At 70.3% G+C, this 17,600-nt stretch carries 14 protein-coding genes; 9 read left to right on the plus strand and 5 right to left on the minus strand.

Features of this window, described 5'->3' with window-relative positions; translation table 11 throughout:
* Window positions 1-42 precede the first annotated feature (42 nt).
* Window positions 43-1,530, plus strand: coding sequence for an IMP dehydrogenase (gene guaB, locus OHA21_RS42695; protein ID WP_328465105.1), 1,488 nt, complete (start codon window positions 43-45; stop codon window positions 1,528-1,530).
* A 30-nt stretch (window positions 1,531-1,560) separates the two neighbouring features.
* Complete coding sequence (locus OHA21_RS42700) at window positions 1,561-2,679, plus strand: GuaB3 family IMP dehydrogenase-related protein (protein ID WP_328465107.1); 1,119 nt, start codon at window positions 1,561-1,563, stop codon at window positions 2,677-2,679.
* 44 nt (window positions 2,680-2,723) lie between these two features.
* Here OHA21_RS42700 and OHA21_RS42705 read toward each other — a convergent pair whose 3' ends face one another.
* Both OHA21_RS42705 and OHA21_RS42710 read right to left on the minus strand, forming a co-directional pair.
* Window positions 2,724-4,130 carry a M1 family metallopeptidase gene (locus OHA21_RS42705; RefSeq protein WP_328465109.1) on the minus strand — a complete coding sequence of 469 codons (1,407 nt, stop codon included), beginning with the start codon at window positions 4,128-4,130 and terminating at the stop codon, window positions 2,724-2,726.
* 18 nt (window positions 4,131-4,148) lie between these two features.
* Window positions 4,149-5,258 (minus strand): LCP family protein, encoded by a 1,110-nt coding sequence (locus tag OHA21_RS42710; RefSeq protein WP_328465111.1) that lies wholly within the window; start codon window positions 5,256-5,258, stop codon window positions 4,149-4,151.
* Window positions 5,259-5,406: 148 nt separating this feature from the next.
* On the opposite strand from OHA21_RS42710, the gene OHA21_RS42715 reads away from it, so the two are divergent.
* From OHA21_RS42715 to OHA21_RS42735, 5 genes are all read left to right on the plus strand, one after another.
* The gene (locus OHA21_RS42715; protein WP_328465113.1) at window positions 5,407-7,206 is read left to right on the plus strand and encodes a S8 family serine peptidase; all 1,800 of its coding nucleotides are present in this window, start codon (window positions 5,407-5,409) and stop codon (window positions 7,204-7,206) included.
* Between the two features lie 74 nt (window positions 7,207-7,280).
* Complete coding sequence (gene guaA, locus OHA21_RS42720; protein ID WP_328465115.1) at window positions 7,281-8,828, plus strand: glutamine-hydrolyzing GMP synthase; 1,548 nt, start codon at window positions 7,281-7,283, stop codon at window positions 8,826-8,828.
* Window positions 8,829-8,958: 130 nt separating this feature from the next.
* Window positions 8,959-9,906 carry an NUDIX hydrolase gene (locus tag OHA21_RS42725; protein WP_328465117.1) on the plus strand — a complete coding sequence of 316 codons (948 nt, stop codon included), beginning with the start codon at window positions 8,959-8,961 and terminating at the stop codon, window positions 9,904-9,906.
* A 139-nt stretch (window positions 9,907-10,045) separates the two neighbouring features.
* Entirely contained in the window at window positions 10,046-10,948 is a 903-nt protein-coding gene (locus OHA21_RS42730) for an NUDIX hydrolase (RefSeq protein ID WP_328465118.1), read from the plus strand.
* 267 nt (window positions 10,949-11,215) lie between these two features.
* Window positions 11,216-12,100 carry a CDP-alcohol phosphatidyltransferase family protein gene (locus OHA21_RS42735; protein ID WP_328478900.1) on the plus strand — a complete coding sequence of 295 codons (885 nt, stop codon included), beginning with the start codon at window positions 11,216-11,218 and terminating at the stop codon, window positions 12,098-12,100.
* A 187-nt stretch (window positions 12,101-12,287) separates the two neighbouring features.
* On the opposite strand, the gene OHA21_RS42740 is transcribed toward OHA21_RS42735, so the two are convergent.
* The 3 genes from OHA21_RS42740 to OHA21_RS42750 are packed head-to-tail and all read right to left on the minus strand — an operon-like array spanning window position 12,288 to window position 15,370.
* On the minus strand, window positions 12,288-13,532 hold the full coding sequence (locus OHA21_RS42740; RefSeq protein WP_328465120.1) for a phosphatidylserine decarboxylase: 1,245 nt from the start codon (window positions 13,530-13,532) through the stop codon (window positions 12,288-12,290).
* A 60-nt stretch (window positions 13,533-13,592) separates the two neighbouring features.
* Window positions 13,593-13,940, minus strand: coding sequence for a hypothetical protein (locus tag OHA21_RS42745; protein WP_328465122.1), 348 nt, complete (start codon window positions 13,938-13,940; stop codon window positions 13,593-13,595).
* Window positions 13,937-15,370 carry a PspC domain-containing protein gene (locus OHA21_RS42750; protein ID WP_328465124.1) on the minus strand — a complete coding sequence of 478 codons (1,434 nt, stop codon included), beginning with the start codon at window positions 15,368-15,370 and terminating at the stop codon, window positions 13,937-13,939. The genes OHA21_RS42745 and OHA21_RS42750 overlap by 4 nt, the downstream gene beginning before the upstream one ends.
* 133 nt (window positions 15,371-15,503) lie before the next feature.
* Between OHA21_RS42750 and OHA21_RS42755 the strand changes: the two genes are divergently transcribed.
* Window positions 15,504-16,763: a PspC domain-containing protein gene (locus OHA21_RS42755; protein ID WP_328465126.1), complete on the plus strand. Its 1,260-nt coding sequence runs from the start codon at window positions 15,504-15,506 to the stop codon at window positions 16,761-16,763.
* Window positions 16,760-17,428, plus strand: a complete 669-nt coding sequence (locus tag OHA21_RS42760) for a response regulator transcription factor (RefSeq protein WP_328465128.1) — start codon at window positions 16,760-16,762, stop codon at window positions 17,426-17,428. Before OHA21_RS42755 ends, OHA21_RS42760 begins: the two co-directional genes overlap by 4 nt.
* The last annotated feature ends 172 nt before the right edge of the window (window positions 17,429-17,600 follow it).

Genomic DNA, 17,600 nt, shown 5'->3' on the forward strand with positions numbered 1-17,600 from the left:
TGGGTAGGATGATGGACTCCGCCTCTTCTCTAGGGATGATTTGTGGAAACTGACAGCGCCCGCACCGTTCCTCTCGGTCTGACCTTCGACGACGTGCTGCTGCAGCCCGGTGAGTCGGACGTCGTGCCCAGCCGGGTCAACACCGTGACGCGCCTGACGCGCAACGTCGAGCTGACCATCCCGCTGCTCTCCGCGGCCATGGACACCGTCACCGAGGCCCGGATGGCGATCGCGATGGCCCGCGAGGGCGGCATCGGGGTGCTGCACCGCAACCTCTCGGCGGAGGACCAGGCCGCCCAGGTCGACCTGGTGAAGCGGTCCGAGTCCGGCATGATCACCAACCCGATCACCTGCAGCCCGGACGACACCCTGGCCCAGGTCGACGCGCTCTGCGCGAGGTATCGGATCTCCGGCGTCCCGGTGGTCGACAGCACGGGCAAGCTGGTCGGCATAGTGACCAACCGCGACATGCGCTTCGTCAGCGACAGCAGCGCCAAGGTGCGCGACGTGATGACGAAATCGCCGCTGTTCACCGCCCCGGTCGGGGTGACCAAACAGGATGCGCTGGACCTGCTGCGCCGCCACAAGGTGGAGAAGCTGCCGCTGGTCGACGAGGCGGGACACCTGCGTGGCCTGATCACGGTCAAGGACTTCACCAAGAGCGAGCAGTACCCGCTGGCCACCAAGGACGACCAGGGCCGGCTGCGGGTCGCCGCGGCGGTCGGGGTCGGCGACGACGCGTACAAGCGGGCCCGCGGCCTGATCGAGGCCGGCGTCGACGTCGTGATCGTGGACACCTCGCACGGCCACCAGCGCCAGGTCCTCGACATGATCGCCCGGCTGAAGAAGGACACCACCACCGACATCGTCGGCGGCAACGTCGCGACGTACGCGGGGGCCAAGGCCATGGTCGAGGCCGGCGCCGACGCGGTGAAGGTCGGTGTCGGGCCGGGCGCGATCTGCACCACCCGGATCGTCGCCGGTGTCGGTGTGCCCCAGATCACCGCGGTCATGGAGGCGGCCCGGGCGTGCAAGCCCGCCGGTGTGCCGGTGATCGCCGACGGCGGCATCCAGTACAGCGGTGACATCGCCAAGGCCCTGGTGGCGGGCGCCAACTCGGTGATGCTCGGCGGTCTGCTGGCCGGCTCGGAGGAGAGCCCCGGCGAGCTGATCTTCGTGAACGGCAAGCAGTTCAAGTCGTACCGGGGCATGGGTTCGCTCGGCGCCATGCAGTCGCGCGGCCAGGCCAAGTCCTACTCGAAGGACCGCTACTTCCAGCACGACGTGCCGGAGGAGAAGCTGGTGCCGGAGGGCGTCGAGGGTCAGGTTCCCTACCGTGGCCCACTGTCCCGGGTGGTCGGTCAGCTGGTCGGCGGTGTCCGGCTGGCGATGGGCTACGCGGGCGCCGAGACGATCCCGGACCTGCAGGAGCGGGGACAGCTCATCCGGATCACCGCGGCCGGCCTCAAGGAGAGCCACCCGCACGACATCCAGATGACCGTCGAGGCCCCGAATTACCACTCCCGTTAGTCACCCTTCGTTTTAAGGACAAGACCGGCCATGCGTGACGTCGTTGAGATCGGCCTAGGAAAGACCGCTCAGCGCGGGTATCACCTGGACGACATCGCCATCGTTCCGAGCCGTCGCACGCGCGACGTGGACGATGTGTCGACCGAGTGGAAGCTCGACGCGTACCCCTTCAAGATCCCCTGCGTCGCGCACCCGTCGGACGCCACCATGAGCCCGGACTCGGCGATCGCCCTGGGCCGCCTCGGCGGCCTGGGCGTGCTCAACGCCGAGGGCCTCTGGACCCGGTACGAGGACCCCTCCAAGATCCTCGAAGAGCTGGCCTCGCTGGACGAGGACGCCGACGCCACCAAGCGGCTCCAGGAGGTGTACGCGGAGCCGATCAAGCCGGAGCTGATCGCCGAGCGGGTGCGGCAGATGCGGGCGGGCGGCGTGACCGTGGCCGTCCGGGTGTCGCCGCAGCACACCCTGGCACTGGCGCCGGTGGTGCTGGACGCCGGCGTCGACCTGCTGGTCATCCAGGGCACCCTGGTCTCGGCCGAGCACGTCTCGACGACCGACGAGCCGCTGAACCTCAAGGAGTTCATCGCCGACCTCGACCTGCCGGTCATCGTCGGCGGTTGCACCGACTACAAGACGGCACTGCACCTGATGCGTACGGGTGCGGCCGGCGTCATCGTCGGTGTCGGTGCCGACGAGTGGGCCACCACGGACACCGTGCTCGGCATCCGGGTGCCGATGGCCACCGCGATCGCCGACGCCGCGGCCGCCCGCCGTGACTACCTGGACGAGACCGGCGGCCGGTACGTGCACCTGATCGCCGACGGCGGCATCGCCACCTCCGGTGACATCGCGAAGGCGATCGGCTGCGGCGCGGACGCGGTGATGCTGGGCGAGCCGCTCTCGCTCGCCGAGGGCGCGCCGGCCGGTGGCGCCTGGTGGCACTCGGCGGCCAGCCACCCGGCTCTGCCGCGCGGCGGTTTCTGCATCGCCGGCGAGCCGGACGGCACGCTCGAAGAGGTGCTCTACGGCCCGGCCGACCGCCCGGACGGTCAGCTCAACCTGTTCGGCGGCCTGCGCCGCGCGATGGCCAAGTGCGGCTACCGCGACGTCAAGGAATTCCAGAAGGTGGCACTCGTTCTGGACCGGTGAAAACCGGTTACAAGGCGTTCTGCCGCGGAGCGAAGCGGAGCCAGCTAGCTCGGCTTTTCGGTCCCGTAGAGCCAAGACTGGAAAAAGGCGTCCAGGTCTTTCCCGGACGCCTTTTCTGCGGCCGCGATGAATTCGTCGGCGGTGACGTTGCCGTTGCGGTTGTCGGCGGTCCACGACTTCACCAGCTTGCTGAACGCCTCGTCGCCGATGGTGCGGCGCAGCGCGTGCACGGTCATCCCGCCGCGCTGGTAGACGGCCGAGCCGAACAGCCGCTCCGGGGTCGGGTCGCCGGGGATCTGCCGCCAGTCGAAGCTCGCGTACGTCCGGTCGAAGATCTGCTGGGCGGTCGCGTCGCCCTCGTGCTCGGACCAGAGCCACTCGGCGTACGTCGCGAAGCCCTCGTTGAGCCAGATGTCCTGCCAGCGGCTCAGCGCGACGCTGTCCCCGAACCACTGGTGCGCCAGTTCGTGCGCGACCACACCCGGGTTCAGGCCCCGCGCGAAGAACGTGTTGCCGTACACCGGCCGGGCCTGTGTCTCGAGCGCGTAGGTGATCTGGTCCGCGTCGACCACGACCCCGCCGTTGGCGTCGAACGGGTACGGCCCGAAGTGCCCCGCCAGGAAGTCGGTGATCTCCCCGGTGCGGGCGATCGAACGGGCCGCCGGGCCGTCGGCCGGCAGTGACTCCGGGATCGCGGTGACCATCGGCTTGCCGCCGTGGGTGCCGCGGGTGATCCGGTACTGGCCGATGACCACCGTGGAGAGATAGCTGGCCATCGGGGAGTTCTCGGTCCAGCGCCAGGTGGTCCAGTCGTCGACGGTCTCCCGCTCGCCGGGCACCCCGTTGCTGAGCACCTCGATGCCGTCCGGCACGGTCATCGCCAGCCGGAAGGTGGCCTTGTCCGACGGGTGGTCGTTCACCGGGTACCACGTGCTCGCCGACTCCGGCTGGCCGAGGGCGATGGCGCCGTCGTTCCCGACGCGCATCCAGCCGCCGTTGCCGAGCGCCTTGTTCTCCAGCAGGGCGGGCTGTCCGGCGTACCGGACCACGACGGTGAACTTGCGCCCGTCGACGATGCCGGCTGCCGGGGTGATCACCAGCTCGTTGCCCTCGGCGGCACTGGTCGCGGCGGCGCCGTCCACAGTGACCTGCTCGGCCTTGAGATGGGCGAGATCGAGGTTGAACCGGGACAGGTGCTGCGTCGCAGTCGCCGTGATGGTGGCGGTGCCGCTGAGCCGGCCGGCCGCCGGGTCGTACCGCAGGTCCAGGTCGTATCCGGCGACGTCGTAGCCGCCGTTCCCGTACGTCGGGAAGTACGGATCACCGACACCCTCGGCGCCGGGCTGGAACGTGGGTGCGGTGGACGGCGTGACTGAGGGCGCCGGCTCAGGCTCGTCCGCGGAACACCCCGCGATGAGGAGCACCAGGACCAGTCCACCGCGTCGCCACATGGGTTCGAGACTACGGCTCTATCCCTTGTCGACCAGCTTGGGGTGTTGCGCCAGGTAGGCGGCGTGCTGGTTCTTCACCAGCGCTTTGAGGAAGCCCTTGCCCTCGGCCTTGAGTTGTTCACCCAGGTAACCGCCGCCGCGGCCGATCCCGCCGCCGGGCAGGCTGACCATCGTGATGTCCGCCGGGCTCAGGTCCCGCAGCGCGTACGCGTACTCGAACGGCGTACGCCCGCCCACGTAGACCAGCGACTTGCCCAGCGCGCTGATCACGTCGCCGAGTTTGGCCGGGTCCTCCAGGCCCTGGCTCATCGCCGTGCCGAGGATCGCCCGGACCAGCTGCCGGTGGTGCCGCTGCCGGTCGTAGTCACCGTTCGGCAGGCCGTACCGCTGGCGTGCGTAGTCGATCGCCTGCCACCCGACCAGCCGCTGCTTGCCCGGCTTGTAGACCGCCTGCGGTCCGACGAAGTCGCCGCCGCCTCGGGCCAGCTGGCGCATGGTGCCGTCCGGCTTGCGGTGCCGGGATTCGACCCGCTGGTCGATCGTCATCTCGATGCCGCCGAGCGCGTCGACGAGTTTCGCCATACCCCCGAAGTTGAGGATCGCCCCGCCGTGGAACGTCTTGATCCCGGTGTACGCGCTGAGCGTCTTGGTGAGCAGCTCATACCCCTGCTCGACGCTGACCCGGTCGGAACCCGGGACGCGCGAGCCCCGGCTCATCGCCTCAGTGATCTTGTAGCGGCCGCCGCCGAATCCGGACTTCTTGTAGGCCGGGATCTCCACGCGCAGGTCGCGGGGGAGTGAGTAGAGGTATGCCGACTCCAGTCCGGCGTCGACGTGCAGCAGCATGATCGCGTCGGCGTGCGGCTCCCAGCCGGGGATCGACGTCCGGGTGTCGACGCCGATCAGAACCAGGTCGAGCGGGCCCTTGATGTCGGCGCCGGGAGACGGGCTGGGTGACGCCGAGGGGGATGCGGACGGACCGGCAGATGCCGAGGCCGCGGCGGGTCCGGCCGGTGCGGCGTCCGGCTCGGAAGATCCTCGATTGATCGCTATCGCGACGCCGATGCCGGCGACCAGCGCCAGCACGACGCCCGCGAGCACCGCCCAAGTGATCTTGCTGTTCCGCATAGCGGAACAGTAAAGGACATCGCCGTACTGCTCAATGTCGCTGCAGATCTCGGTCAATGGAACCGGTCTTGCGAAATACAAGATCGCCAGTACGCTGGCCGGGCGGCGCGTCGGTACGCGACCGTCGCTACGGGGAGGTTGCACCGAAATGAGGTCATCTCATCGGCGGATCACGTTCGGGCTCGTCGCTGTCGGCCTGGCCGCCAGCCTCGGCGCGTTCGGCGTAGCTGAGGCCGCCGACACGTCATCGCCGGTCCGGCTGATCGTGGGACTCAAGGCCGGCGCCGACGCCGAGGCCCAGCTGCCTGCCGAGGCGAGCCTCGGTCTGCGGGCCGCAGGAGCCCGCGCCGCCGCACCGTCGAAGTCGCGTCTGGGCGCCCGGCTGAACGCGAAGGCCGTGGCCGTTCCCAAGGCCAAGATGGCCGCCGCCATCGCGGCGCTGGAGAAGGACCCGAAGGTTGCGTACGTCGAGGTGGACCGTCAGTCCAAGGCCTTCGACGTGACCCCGAACGACACCCTCTTCGTGCAGGGCCGCCAGCCGGAACTGCGCCAGCTCAACGTGCCGAAGGCGTGGGACACCACGACCGGCGGGGCGGTCAAGGTGGCGGTGCTGGACACCGGTGTCTCGCCGGTCGGTGACCTGGCCGGCCAGGTGCTCCCCGGCTACGACTTCTTCAACTACGACAGCAACCCCGCCGACGACGACCCCGGGGCCTTCCGGCACGGCACGATCGTCGCCTCGCTGATCGCCGCCAAGCACAACAACTCGGCCGGGATGGCCGGGGTCTGCGCCCAGTGCCAGATCCTGCCGGTCAAGGTTCTGGGCGGCGTGGAGGGCTACGGTTTCAACTCCGACATCGCGGACGGCATCGTCTACGCGGTCGACCAGGGCGCGAAGATCATCAACATGTCGCTGGGTGGGCCGAGTCACTCGCAGACCATCGCGAACGCGGTGGCGTACGCGAACGGCCAGGGCGTTCTGGTGGTCGCCGCCGCCGGTAACGACGGCAGCCAGGCGTTGAGCTACCCGGCGGCGTACCCGGACGTGCTCGCGGTCGGTGCCACCAACACCCGTACCGGTGGCAAGACGCTGACCTCCTGGTCGAACCGCGGCAGCTGGGTCGACGTCGCCGCGCCGGGCATCACCGCCGGCATGTGGAGCAACGCCCGCTACTGCTACGACGGCAACAGCACCGCCTGCGGTGGCGAGACCCTGCAGGGCACCTCGTTCGCCGCCCCGCTGGTCTCCGGCATCGCCGCCCTGGTGGCCTCGTTCAAGCCGACGTTCTCCGGGTGGAGCATCCAGCACTCGATCAAGTCGGCCACCCCCACGGCCGTCGCCGGCACGCAGTACGGCCTGGTGGACGCGAACGCCGCGCTCTTCAAGTCGACCGACAAGGTGGCGCCGAGCGCGGGCCGTACCAGCCCTGGGCAGAACCAATTGGTGCACGGCACGGTCGCGATCACCTCCGGCGCGACCGACGGCACCGGGTCGGGCATCCGCCAGGTCGAGCTGTACCTGGGTAGCGTGCGGCACAGCCGGGACTACGTCGCCCCGTTCGCGCCGCAGTTGAAGACCGGCAGCAAGAACGGTCCGATCTCGCTGCGACTGAAGATCGTCGACAAGGCCGGCAACGTCACGTGGACCGGCTACCGCACGCTGATTGCCGACAACATCAAGCCGGTTGTGAAGATCACCAAGGCGCCGGCGAACAAGGCCAAGGTGAAGGGAACGGTCGCGGTGTACGTGTCAGCGACCGACAAGTCCGGCATCAGCAAGGTGCAGCTGCTGGTCAACGGCAAGGTGGTCGCCACCGACACCAAGGCCGGCTGGGCGCTCAGCTTCAAGGTGGCCAAGCAGGCGAAGACCATGAAGGTTCAGGTCCGGGCGTACGACAAGGCGGGCAACGTCACCAACGTGGCGTCCCGGACGTACTACCGCGCCTGATCGTCAGTACCTGATCGTCACAGCGTCGAGGGGCGGCTCCGGAAGGGGCCGCCCCTCGCCGGTAAACTCGCCGGGTGAGTACCCCGCGTCCCGTTCTCGTCGTCGACTTCGGCGCCCAGTACGCCCAGTTGATCGCCCGCCGGGTCCGTGAGGCCCGCGTCTACTCCGAGATCGTCCCGCACTCGATGCCGGTGGCCGAGATGCTGGCGAAGAATCCTGCCGCGATCATCCTGTCCGGTGGCCCGTCCAGCGTCTACGAGCCGGGTGCTCCCACGCTCGACGCCGGCCTCTTCGACAACGACGTCCCGGTCTTCGGCATCTGCTACGGCTTCCAGGCGATGGCCCAGGCCCTCGGCGGCACGGTGGCACACACCGGCTCCCGGGAGTACGGGCGGACCCTGCTCGCCGCCCAGGGCGGCACCCTGCTCCGCGATCTCCCCGCCGACCTCCCGGTCTGGATGAGCCACGGCGACAGCGTCGCCGTCGCCCCCGAGGGCTTCGCGGTCACCGCCTCGACCCCGGGCGCGCCGGTCGCCGCCTTCGAGGACCTGACCGCCAAGCGGGCCGGTGTGCAGTTCCACCCCGAGGTGGCGCACACCGAGCAGGGCCAGGAGATGCTCAAGCGCTTTCTGTACGACATCGCCGGCATCGAGCCGACCTGGACGCCCGGCAATATCATCGAGGATCAGGTCGCCGCGATCCGTGAGCAGGTCGGCGACAAGCAGGTCCTCTGCGCGCTCTCCGGCGGCGTCGACTCGGCGGTCGCCGCGGCGCTCGTCCACAAGGCCATCGGTGACCAGCTCACGTGCGTCTTCGTCGACCACGGCCTGCTGCGCGCCGGCGAGGCCGAGCAGGTGGAGAAGGACTACGTCGCCGCCACCGGCATCCGGCTCGTCGTGGTGGACGCGGAGGAACAGTTCCTCGGTTTCCTGAAGGACGTCACCGACCCGGAGCAGAAGCGGAAGATCATCGGCCGCGAGTTCATCCGGACCTTCGAGGCGACCGCCCGCAAGCTCGACGCGGAGCGGCACATCGAGTTCCTGGTGCAGGGCACCCTCTACCCGGACGTGGTGGAGTCGGGCGGCGGCACCGGCACGGCCAACATCAAGTCGCACCACAACGTCGGCGGTCTCCCCGACGACCTGCAGTTCGCGCTGATCGAGCCGCTGCGCACGCTGTTCAAGGACGAGGTGCGCGCCCTCGGCGCCGAGCTCGGCCTGCCCGAGGCGATGGTCCAGCGGCACCCGTTCCCGGGCCCCGGTCTGGCCATCCGGATCATCGGCGCGGTCGACCGCGAACGGCTCGACATCCTGCGCCAGGCCGACCTGATCGCCCGCGAGGAGCTGACCGCGGCCGGGCTGGACCGTGACGTCTGGCAATTCCCGGTGGTCCTGCTCGCTGACGTACGGAGCGTGGGCGTGCAGGGCGACGGCCGGACCTACGGGCACCCCGTGGTGCTGCGCCCGGTGTCCAGTGAGGACGCCATGACCGCCGACTGGTCCCGCCTGCCGTACGACCTGATCGCGAAGATCTCGAACCGGATCACCAATGAGGTCCGGGAGATCAATCGCGTGGTTCTGGACGTCACCAGCAAGCCCCCGGGCACCATCGAGTGGGAGTGACGCTGGGTAGCGGATCAGTGGCTCAGGGCGGGCGAAAACGCCCTGAGCTGCGGTTACTCACCGCTATCCCACTGTCAGGAATCCGACAGAAGTTCTTGAGAGGTAACATAATCCGGGCAGAATGCCGCCCGTGACCCCCGCACTGGAACCGCTCCGCAGGATCGCCGCCTACGCCGTCGCCCGCGACGGCGAGGGCCGCGTCCTCCTGGTCCGGGCCTCGTCCCGATCCGGCACCCCAGGTGTCTGGTCGCTGCCCGGCGGCGCCGTGGACCACGGCGAAGATCCCAACCACACCGTCGTCCGCGAGACCGCGGCGGAGACCGGCCTCTCCGTCGCCGTCTCGGGATTGCGTGACGTCCTGGCGGACATGCGCTCGCTGCCGCACCGAGGCGTCACCATCCACACCGACCGGCTCATCTACTCGGTGTCGATACGCGGCGGCAACCTGATCGACCGGGTCGGCCACCCCACCGACCTGGCGCGCTGGCACACCCTGGAGGAGGCCGAGCGGCTGCGGCTGCGCCCGTTCACGGCGGCCGCGCTCGGGCTCCCCGCTGCCTCCGCCGACCTGCGGCCGGAGGAGGTGCCGGACTTCCCCTCCTTCTATGCGTACCGGGGGCCGGACGGTCTGCACCGGGCCCAGCGCTTCGCGGCCTACGCGATCGCCACCGATCCGTACGAGAATCTGCTGCTCACCAAGATCTCGCCCGGATATCCCGGCGCCGGCTGCTGGCACCTGCCCGGTGGCGGCACCGACTACGGCGAGCAGCCGGGCACCGCGCTGATCCGCGAACTCGTCGAGGAGACCGGTCAGCAGGGCCGGCTCGTCGAGCTGCTCGGCGTGGCCAGCCACCGCGACGCCGCCTCGCTCGGCCCCGAGGGCTACCCGATCGACTGGCACGGCGTGCGCGCCTTCTACCGGGTGGTCGTCGACAACCCCAGCCCGGTCATGATCCACGACGTGGGCGGCTCGACCGACGAGGCCAAGTGGTGGCCGCTCAAGGAGGTCGCCGAGATCGCCGCCGACCGCCTCACCGAAGTCACCGCCGAGGCCTTGCGGGCAGCGCGACTAATCTAGGCCCGGTCGCAAAACGCCGCCGGTGAGGAGGCAAGTGATTTCCCGACGGCCGCGGGGTTTGCGGACGGCGGGAAATCACCTGTCTCCTCACCGGTTACAAGGTGTTTTGCCGCGAAGCGAAGCGGAGCAATCAAGCACTGTGAAGATCAAGAGAAGGGCTGCGGCGTACGGCGTCTGCCGCACCCCGGACGGCCGGGTCCTGCTCACCCGCGGATCGGACGCCAGCGCGTTCCCCGGCGTCTGGTCCCTGCCGGGCGGTGGCATCGATCACGGTGAGCACCCGGACGACACGGTCGTCCGGGAGTTCGCCGAGGAGACCGGCATCGGGGTACGCGTGAGCGGCCTGCGCGCCGTGCTGGCGGACCTCGCCTCGCTGCCCGACGGCTCGATCGAGCACACCGACCGGATCATCTACGACATCGAGGTGACCGGCGGGGACCTGCGGTCCGAGGTGTCCGGCACGACTGACCTGGTCGAATGGGTCCCGTCGGCGGAGGTGGCGGCGCGTCCCCTGCTCCCGTTCACGGCCCGGATCCTCGGTGTCCGGTTCGACGACCCGGCGGGGATCGCCGACGACCTGCCCGCCGGTGAGGTGGAGCGGCCGCCCGGCAAGGTCCAGCGGTTCGGTGCGTACGGTCTGGCCACCGATCCGGCCGGACGGGTCCTGCTGACCCGCATCGCCGACGGCTATCCGGGTGCCGGGCTGTGGCATCTGCCCGGCGGCGGCACGGATTTCGGGGAGACGCCGGAGCGCGCCGTGGCCCGCGAACTCTACGAGGAGACGTCGCAACAGGGCCGGATCGTCGGACTGATCGGCGTCAGCCACCGGTACGACCCGGCCGCCCTCGGTCCGGAAGGGGTGCCGCTGCAGTGGCACGTGATCCGGGTGACATACCGGATTCGGATTGACGAACCGACCACCGCGGCGGTTACCGAAGCGGCCGGTGGATCAACCGCAGAAGCGGCCTGGTTCACCCGGTCGGAGCTCGGCAACCTGCCGCTCACCGAGCTGAGCCGGGAAGCGCTGGAGCAGACGGGCTAAAATCGTTGGACGGAAGGTTGAGGGAAGGTCCGCCGGTTCGCGGGAGGGATGAAACCGACGGCCCTCGTCGTTGCACCTCAGGATCGTTCACCCTCTCGCCAAAACCGTCCGGCTGTGCGACGGTGTAACCCGCAATTTCGCCGGTCTTCATGATCGTGACTGGCGGAACACCGAACTCCATGGAGGAACCACGTGCCGAGTACCCCTTGGCGCCGGCGTCGTACGACGGATAGTCCCCGTCCCGCCGGGCGTCGTTGGGCTGGCCGGCTGCGTCGCGGCGGGACTCTCGCGCGGCAGGCCCTGATGGTTCGGGTGGGCCGCCGCTCCGCCGAGACAGGGCGCGCCGCCACCGCTACTCGGGCCGAGGTGCTCTACACCGGGCCGGAACCGGTGCGGGTCGTGACGATTCCCGCGCCTGGAGTTCCTGTGGATGTGCCCGCCGCCGAAGACTCGGTGCCGGCTCCGATACCCCTGCTCCCCGGTGAGCACACCATGTCGCGGCGTGTCAGCTTTGCCCTGGTCAACGCGTGCACCCTGGCCAGTCTCGGCCTCGGTCTGCTCGCGATCTTCCTGGCCATGGACGGTGAGCCGCGACTCGCGGCCGCCTGCCTCGTGGCCTGCGTCGTCTTCGACGGCCTGGACGGCGCGCTGGCCCGCAAGCTCGGCGTCGCCAGCCCGTTCGGCGCCCAGATGGACTCGCTCGCCGACATGTGCTCGTTCGGCCTCGCCGCCCCCGTGGTGGTGTACGCGTCGCTGGCCGACTCGGTCCCGCCGGCCGCCGCCGCCATCGCGTGCGCCCTGGTCGCCGGCTGCGCCGCGATCCGGCTGGCCCGTTTCAACGTCTCGCCGAAGGACGGCCGCTTCTTCTGCGGCGTGCCCACCACGATGGCCGCCGCCGTGCTGGCCCTGGCCGTGCTGATCGGCCTGCCGCTGCCCGGCATGGCCCTGCTCGCCGGCGTCGCCCTGCTGGCCTTCGCGATGGTCTCCAGCTTCCCGTACGCAAAGCTCGCCCGCGTCGTGAAGCTCCCGCCGTGGCTCTGGCTCCTCCCGATCGTCGGCGCGCTGGTCGAGCCCCGCATGACCTTCGTCCTGATCGTCGCCACTTACCTGGTGAGCGGCCCGATCCTGTGGATGAAGGCCAAGCGCGTCTGATTTTGACCATATGAAAGGGCCGCCTCCCACTGGGAGGCGGCCCTTTCTCGCTGCGCGCGCCGAGCCGAGCGAGGCCCCGTGCAAGCCCCACCGACGCATCAGCCCGGCGCGGGCGCTAGGGCCTGGAGTGGCTGCTCGGCCGCTTGGGTGAGCGGGGACTTTGCGTGACGCGTACCCCTCTGCGGTTTTATTTCCAGCGGGCGACGACGGTGGAGCCTCCGACGACGCGCTCGCTGACGCTGACCAGGGGTTCGGCCTTGTCGGCGGGGAGGTAGATGTCGGTGCGGGAGCCGAAACGGATCAGGCCGTAGCGCTCGCCCTTGGCCAGCAGCGTGCCGACCGGCGCGCGCTGCACGATCCGGCGGGCGATCAGACCGGTCCGCTGAGCCACCACGACGGTGCCCTGCTCGGTGTCGAGAACCGTGTACGCCGCCACGTTGTGCTCGGCCGCCGCGGTCATCGCGTTGGCGTAGCCGCCCTCCTCGACGAAGTAGTCGGCGACCCGGCCGGCCACCGGCGACCGGTTGACGTGCACGTCGAAAACGGACAGGAAGACCGCGATGCGCAGGAACTCGCCGGGCCCGAAACGCTCGTCGTGCATGCGCTCGACCGAGAGAACCTTGCCGTCGGCCGACGCGACGACGGCGGACGGGTCGGCGGGCACGTCGCGTTCCGGGTCGCGGAAGAAGGCGGCGACCGGGGCCGCGGCGACCGCGGGGAGCAGCCAGAGCTTGGACTTCGGCCGGGCCCGGCGGGCGAGGAAGGCCAGGCCGAGCGCGATGCCGGCCGCGGCGACGCCGTTGGAGTCGATGTGCATGGTGCGGGTGACCGGAACGCTGGACGGCCGGTACGCCGGGGCGAGGGTCGCGGCGGTCGAGACCTCAGCCGGGCTGAAGCGCAGCTTGTGCACCCGCAGCGGCGGCTGGTTGCGGACGACCAGGTCGGAGCCGACACCGAAGAGCGCGCCCTGCCGGAACAGCTCGGCGGCGGCCCCGGCGGTACGCCCGGGCGCGGCCGGCGTGGCGACCGAGAGGACCGCGCCGTCGGCCAGGTACTTCCCGAGCTGGTCGAGCAGGGCCCGGGTCTCCTCGGCGGTGCCGGTCAGCGGCTCACCGACGATCACCACGTCGGCGGACTGCGCCTCGTCGAGCGACTCGACGACCTTCACCCGGTCGGCGATCCAGCTGCCCAGGCCGGTGATGTGACCACGCAGCAGGTCGGTGCTGCTGTGCTCACCGGGGACCAGGGTCAGGGTGTCGCCGGGCAGGAGCGCCTCGACGGCGGCGGCCACCACGGCGGACGCGTGATCGGCGCCGACCAGCAGTGCGGACGTGGGCGCGTTCTGCCGGGCGAACTCGGCGGTCAAGGCACGGGCGGCCCGGGCACCCACGCCGGGTACGGGCGTGGTGGACACGGCGGGATACGGGGTCATTCAGCGAGCATATTGCCCCGCCCACCGGTCAATGACCCGTGGGCGGGGCATGGCACACGTTCAGTCCCGCTTCGGCTGATCCTTGGCGTCCTCCGGGTGCTCCCGGGCGAACCGGTGACCCGGGTCGTCGAGGAGCTCCTGCACGATCGAGGCGTGCATCTCCGGCGGGAGGTCGCCCGGCGTCTCGATGCGGGCCTCCGCGGTGACCGGCGCGGGCACCTCACGGCGGCCGGACCGGATCGCTCCGAGCAGCCCCACCATGCCGAAGAAGATCAGACCGCCGGCGACGATCCAGCCCACCGCGGGCAGGTGCAGCGTGACCACCCGGGAGATCGCCCACCAGAACACGACGGCCAGGAAGAGCAGCCCGAAGCTGAGCGAGACCGCGTCCATCCGATGCGGCTTCATCGGGCCACCTCCAGGTTTCCGGCCTCCATGTGCATGTCCAGCAGCAGGGTCCCGCCGCCGGTGCCGTCGGCGCCCAGGTTGGTGACCGACTGGCTGCCGGGGTCGTTGAACTCGTCGCCGAAGAGCAGGGTGCGCCCGCCGTCGATCCGGACGTCCGCCGTGGTGTCCACCTCCGGCGGCAGCAGCACCCGCAGCTGGCCCAGCTTCATGGTGACCGCGGTGGTCTGCTGCTGGCCGGTGAAGTCGACCTGCCGCAGGTCCAGCGTGACGTTGCCGAAGGTGAAGTCGTAACGGTCGGCGACCTCGGCGAGGCTCGTCGGACGGTAGACGCTGGGCGTGAAGTCCTCGCCGAAGCGCTCCACACCGGTCGAGACGGCCAGTCCGAAGGTGGCCACCAGGGCGAGTGCGATCAGGCCCCGGGCCCGGCCGAACCAGGTGCCGATGATCAGGCCGGACGCGATGGTCGCCAGCGCCACGGCGAAGTAGGCGGAGACCGCCACGTTCACCCCGGCCATGTCGAGCACGGCCAGCACGCCCATGGCGAGCAGGACCGCGAAGAAGGTCAGCCGGCCCAGGACCGAGCGCTCCTTCGGAGGCTTCGGAGGCTTCACCTTGGGCGGTGCGGGCGGCGGCGGCGCTGCGGGCGGAGCACTCGCGTACGGCCCGTGCGGCGCGAACGGCGGCCGGAAGCCACCGGTCGGCGGCTCGTAGCGGGGCGGCGCCGGCGGCGCGGTCACCGGTTCTGCGGCCGGTGCGGCCGGGGGCGGCGGAGTGAACGCCATCGTCGGCTCCTCAGCAACGGGCGTGGCAGGCGGCGGCGGGGCCGGCGTCGTCGGCGGTGGAGCAGACGGAAACGCGGCGCCCTCGCGCCCGGGCACCCCGCCTCGCTTGATCAGCAGGAACGCACCGATGATCACCGCGGCGGCGAGCATGCTGGCCCGGGCCCCCGAGTTGACGATGAACGCGAAGGTGAGCAGGGCGGCGCCGCCGAGCAGCACCACGGAGAGTGGGGCCATCCCGGACTGCCCCTTGCCGAGCAGCGACTCGATCGGCGAGGCGGTGTCGCCCTCGGACGGGATGATCAGCCAGCCGATCAGGTAGAGCAGGACACCGGTGCCGCCCAGGATGCCGAGCACCGCGAGCAGCACCCGCCACAGCACCGGGTCGGTGTTGGTGGCGCGGGCCAGCGCACCGCAGACGCCGGCGACGTACCGGCCGTTGCGCGGCCGCACCAGCTGCTGGCGGGCGAAGGCCGCACCGGCGTTGGCCAGCCAGGGCGGCACGTTGGCGTTCGGCGGGAAGTTCGCGCCGGGCGGCGGCGGGGCCGTGGTCGCCTGGTCAGCGGTGGGTTGCTCGGACGATGCCGGCTCGCCCTGGGGACCGGCACCCGGCGTGGAAGGTCCGCGGGGTTCGGCAGCTTCGTCGTTCATGGGTTCGATCGTGCTGCCCGAACGACCCGAGCCGCTTCCGGAACCGACCCTGAGGCCACCCTGAGATCCGGGGGCCGGTTTCCCGGGGGAGTTCCCCGTGGCTCGGGCTTGTCCCACGTGTGACGATCGGAGGGTGACTACCGCTGCCCCGCCGCAACCGCGCCGGCTGTACCGGCCGCGCGACCACCGCATCGTCGCGGGCGTCGCCGTCGGCCTGGCCCGCCACCTCGGCCTGCCGGTGCTGGCGGTGCGCATCGCGCTCGTCGTCCTGCTCGGCTTCAACGCCCTCGGCCTTCTTCTCTATGCGGCGTTCTGGGCGGTGCTCCCCCAGGAGGCCCGCGACGACGAGGAACCCACCCGTCGCGATTTCGCCGCCCTGATGCCGTTCGCCGCGATCGGCCTCGGTGTGGTCCTGCTCCAGGCGCTGGTCTTCGACGACCAGGTGGCCACCACGGCCGGCTGGATGATCGCGGTGATCGCGGTCGGCGCGGGCGTGATCTGGCACCAGTCCGATCCGAGCCGCCGTGACCAGGGCGCCGACAACAACATCGCCGCAGCGCCGTGGTTCGCGGCCTTCGTGTCCGAGAACGATCGGCGTTCCTTCGTCTTCCGCTTCATCGGCGGCGGCATCCTGGTCGCGGTCGGGATCATCGGCGTGATCGCGGTGTACGCACCGACCGAGTCGCTCTCCGCCGTGTTCAACGGCGTGATCTTCGCGTTCGTCGGTCTGCTCGGCGTCGGTGTCGTGGTGGCGCCGCTGGTCTGGCGCACTTTCGGACAGCTGCGCGCCGAGCGCGAGGGCCGGATCCGGGAACAGGAACGGGCCGAGCTGGCCGCGATGATCCACGACCAGGTGCTGCATACCCTGGCGCTGATCCAGCGCAACTCCGCCGACATCAAAGAGGTGCAACGGCTCGCCCGCGGGCAGGAACGCAGCCTGCGCAACTGGCTCTACCGGCCGACCGGGTCGCCGACCGAGCGTTTCGCCGCCGCGCTGGAGCAGGCCGCCGCCGAGGTCGAGGACACGTACGCGATCACCGTGGAGACCGTCGTGGTCGGTGACACCCAGTCCGACGAGCGGGTGATGGCGCTGGTCGCCGCGGCCCGGGAGGCGCTCGTCAACGCCGCACGGCATGCCGGCGTACAGACTGTTTCGCTCTACGCCGAGGTGGAGGAGGATGAGCTCAGCGTCTTCGTCCGGGACCGGGGGGCGGGCTTCGAGCTCGGCGGCGTGGCGGAGACGCGCCACGGCGTACGAGGGTCGATCATCGGGCGCATGCAGCGACATGGCGGGCGCGCCGAGATTCGGAGCGCGCCCGGCGACGGTACCGAGGTGCGGCTCATGCTCCCCGTCTACGAGAGCGTGACCGCCGGTAAGGAGCAGGCACGATGACCGAGCCCGTGGCACAGCCGGAGGACCGCCGGCTCACTGTCTTCCTGGTCGACGACCACGCGATGTTCCGCGCCGGGGTGCGCGCCGAGCTCGGTGTGCACGTCGAGGTGGTGGGAGAGGCCAGCACGGTCAGCGAGGCGATCAGCCGGATCGCGGCGGTTCAACCCGACGTGGTGCTGCTCGACGTGCACATGCCGGACGGCGGGGGACGGGCCGTTCTCGAGTCGGTGCGGCGCAGCCATCCGCAGGTCAAGTTCCTCGCGCTCTCCGTGTCGGACGCGGCCGAGGACGTGATCGGCCTGATCCGGGCCGGCGCCCGGGGCTACGTGACCAAGACGATCTCGCCGGACGAGCTGGCCGCCGCGGTGAAGCGGGTGGCCGACGGTGACGCCGTCTTCAGCCCACGGCTGGCCGGCTTCGTGCTGGACGCCTTCGCGTCCCGGCCGGACGTGCCGGTCGCCGACCCGGAGCTGGACCAGCTCACCAACCGCGAGCGCGAGGTGCTGCGGCTGCTCGCCCGGGGGTATGCGTACAAGGAGATCGCGAAAGAGCTGTTCATCTCGATCAAGACAGTCGAGACACACGTCTCCAACGTGCTCCGCAAACTCCAGATGAGCAACCGCTACGAGCTGTCACGCTGGGCCGCTGACCGGCGCCTGGTCTAGGGTCCGTCAAGCGAGTTTCGCATCAGTCTGTACGGCTGCGTTATGTGGCCGAACGGGCACGCCCGGGAGTACCTGCAGGTCAGGACGGTCAGATCTGCCGAAAGAACGATCTTTGGGTCTGCGCCGGGACGTAAACGGCTAATATCGGCTTGATAACGGCGCTCAAAGGTTT

Source organism: Actinoplanes sp. NBC_00393 (assembly GCF_036053395.1).
Lineage (GTDB): Bacteria > Actinomycetota > Actinomycetes > Mycobacteriales > Micromonosporaceae > Actinoplanes.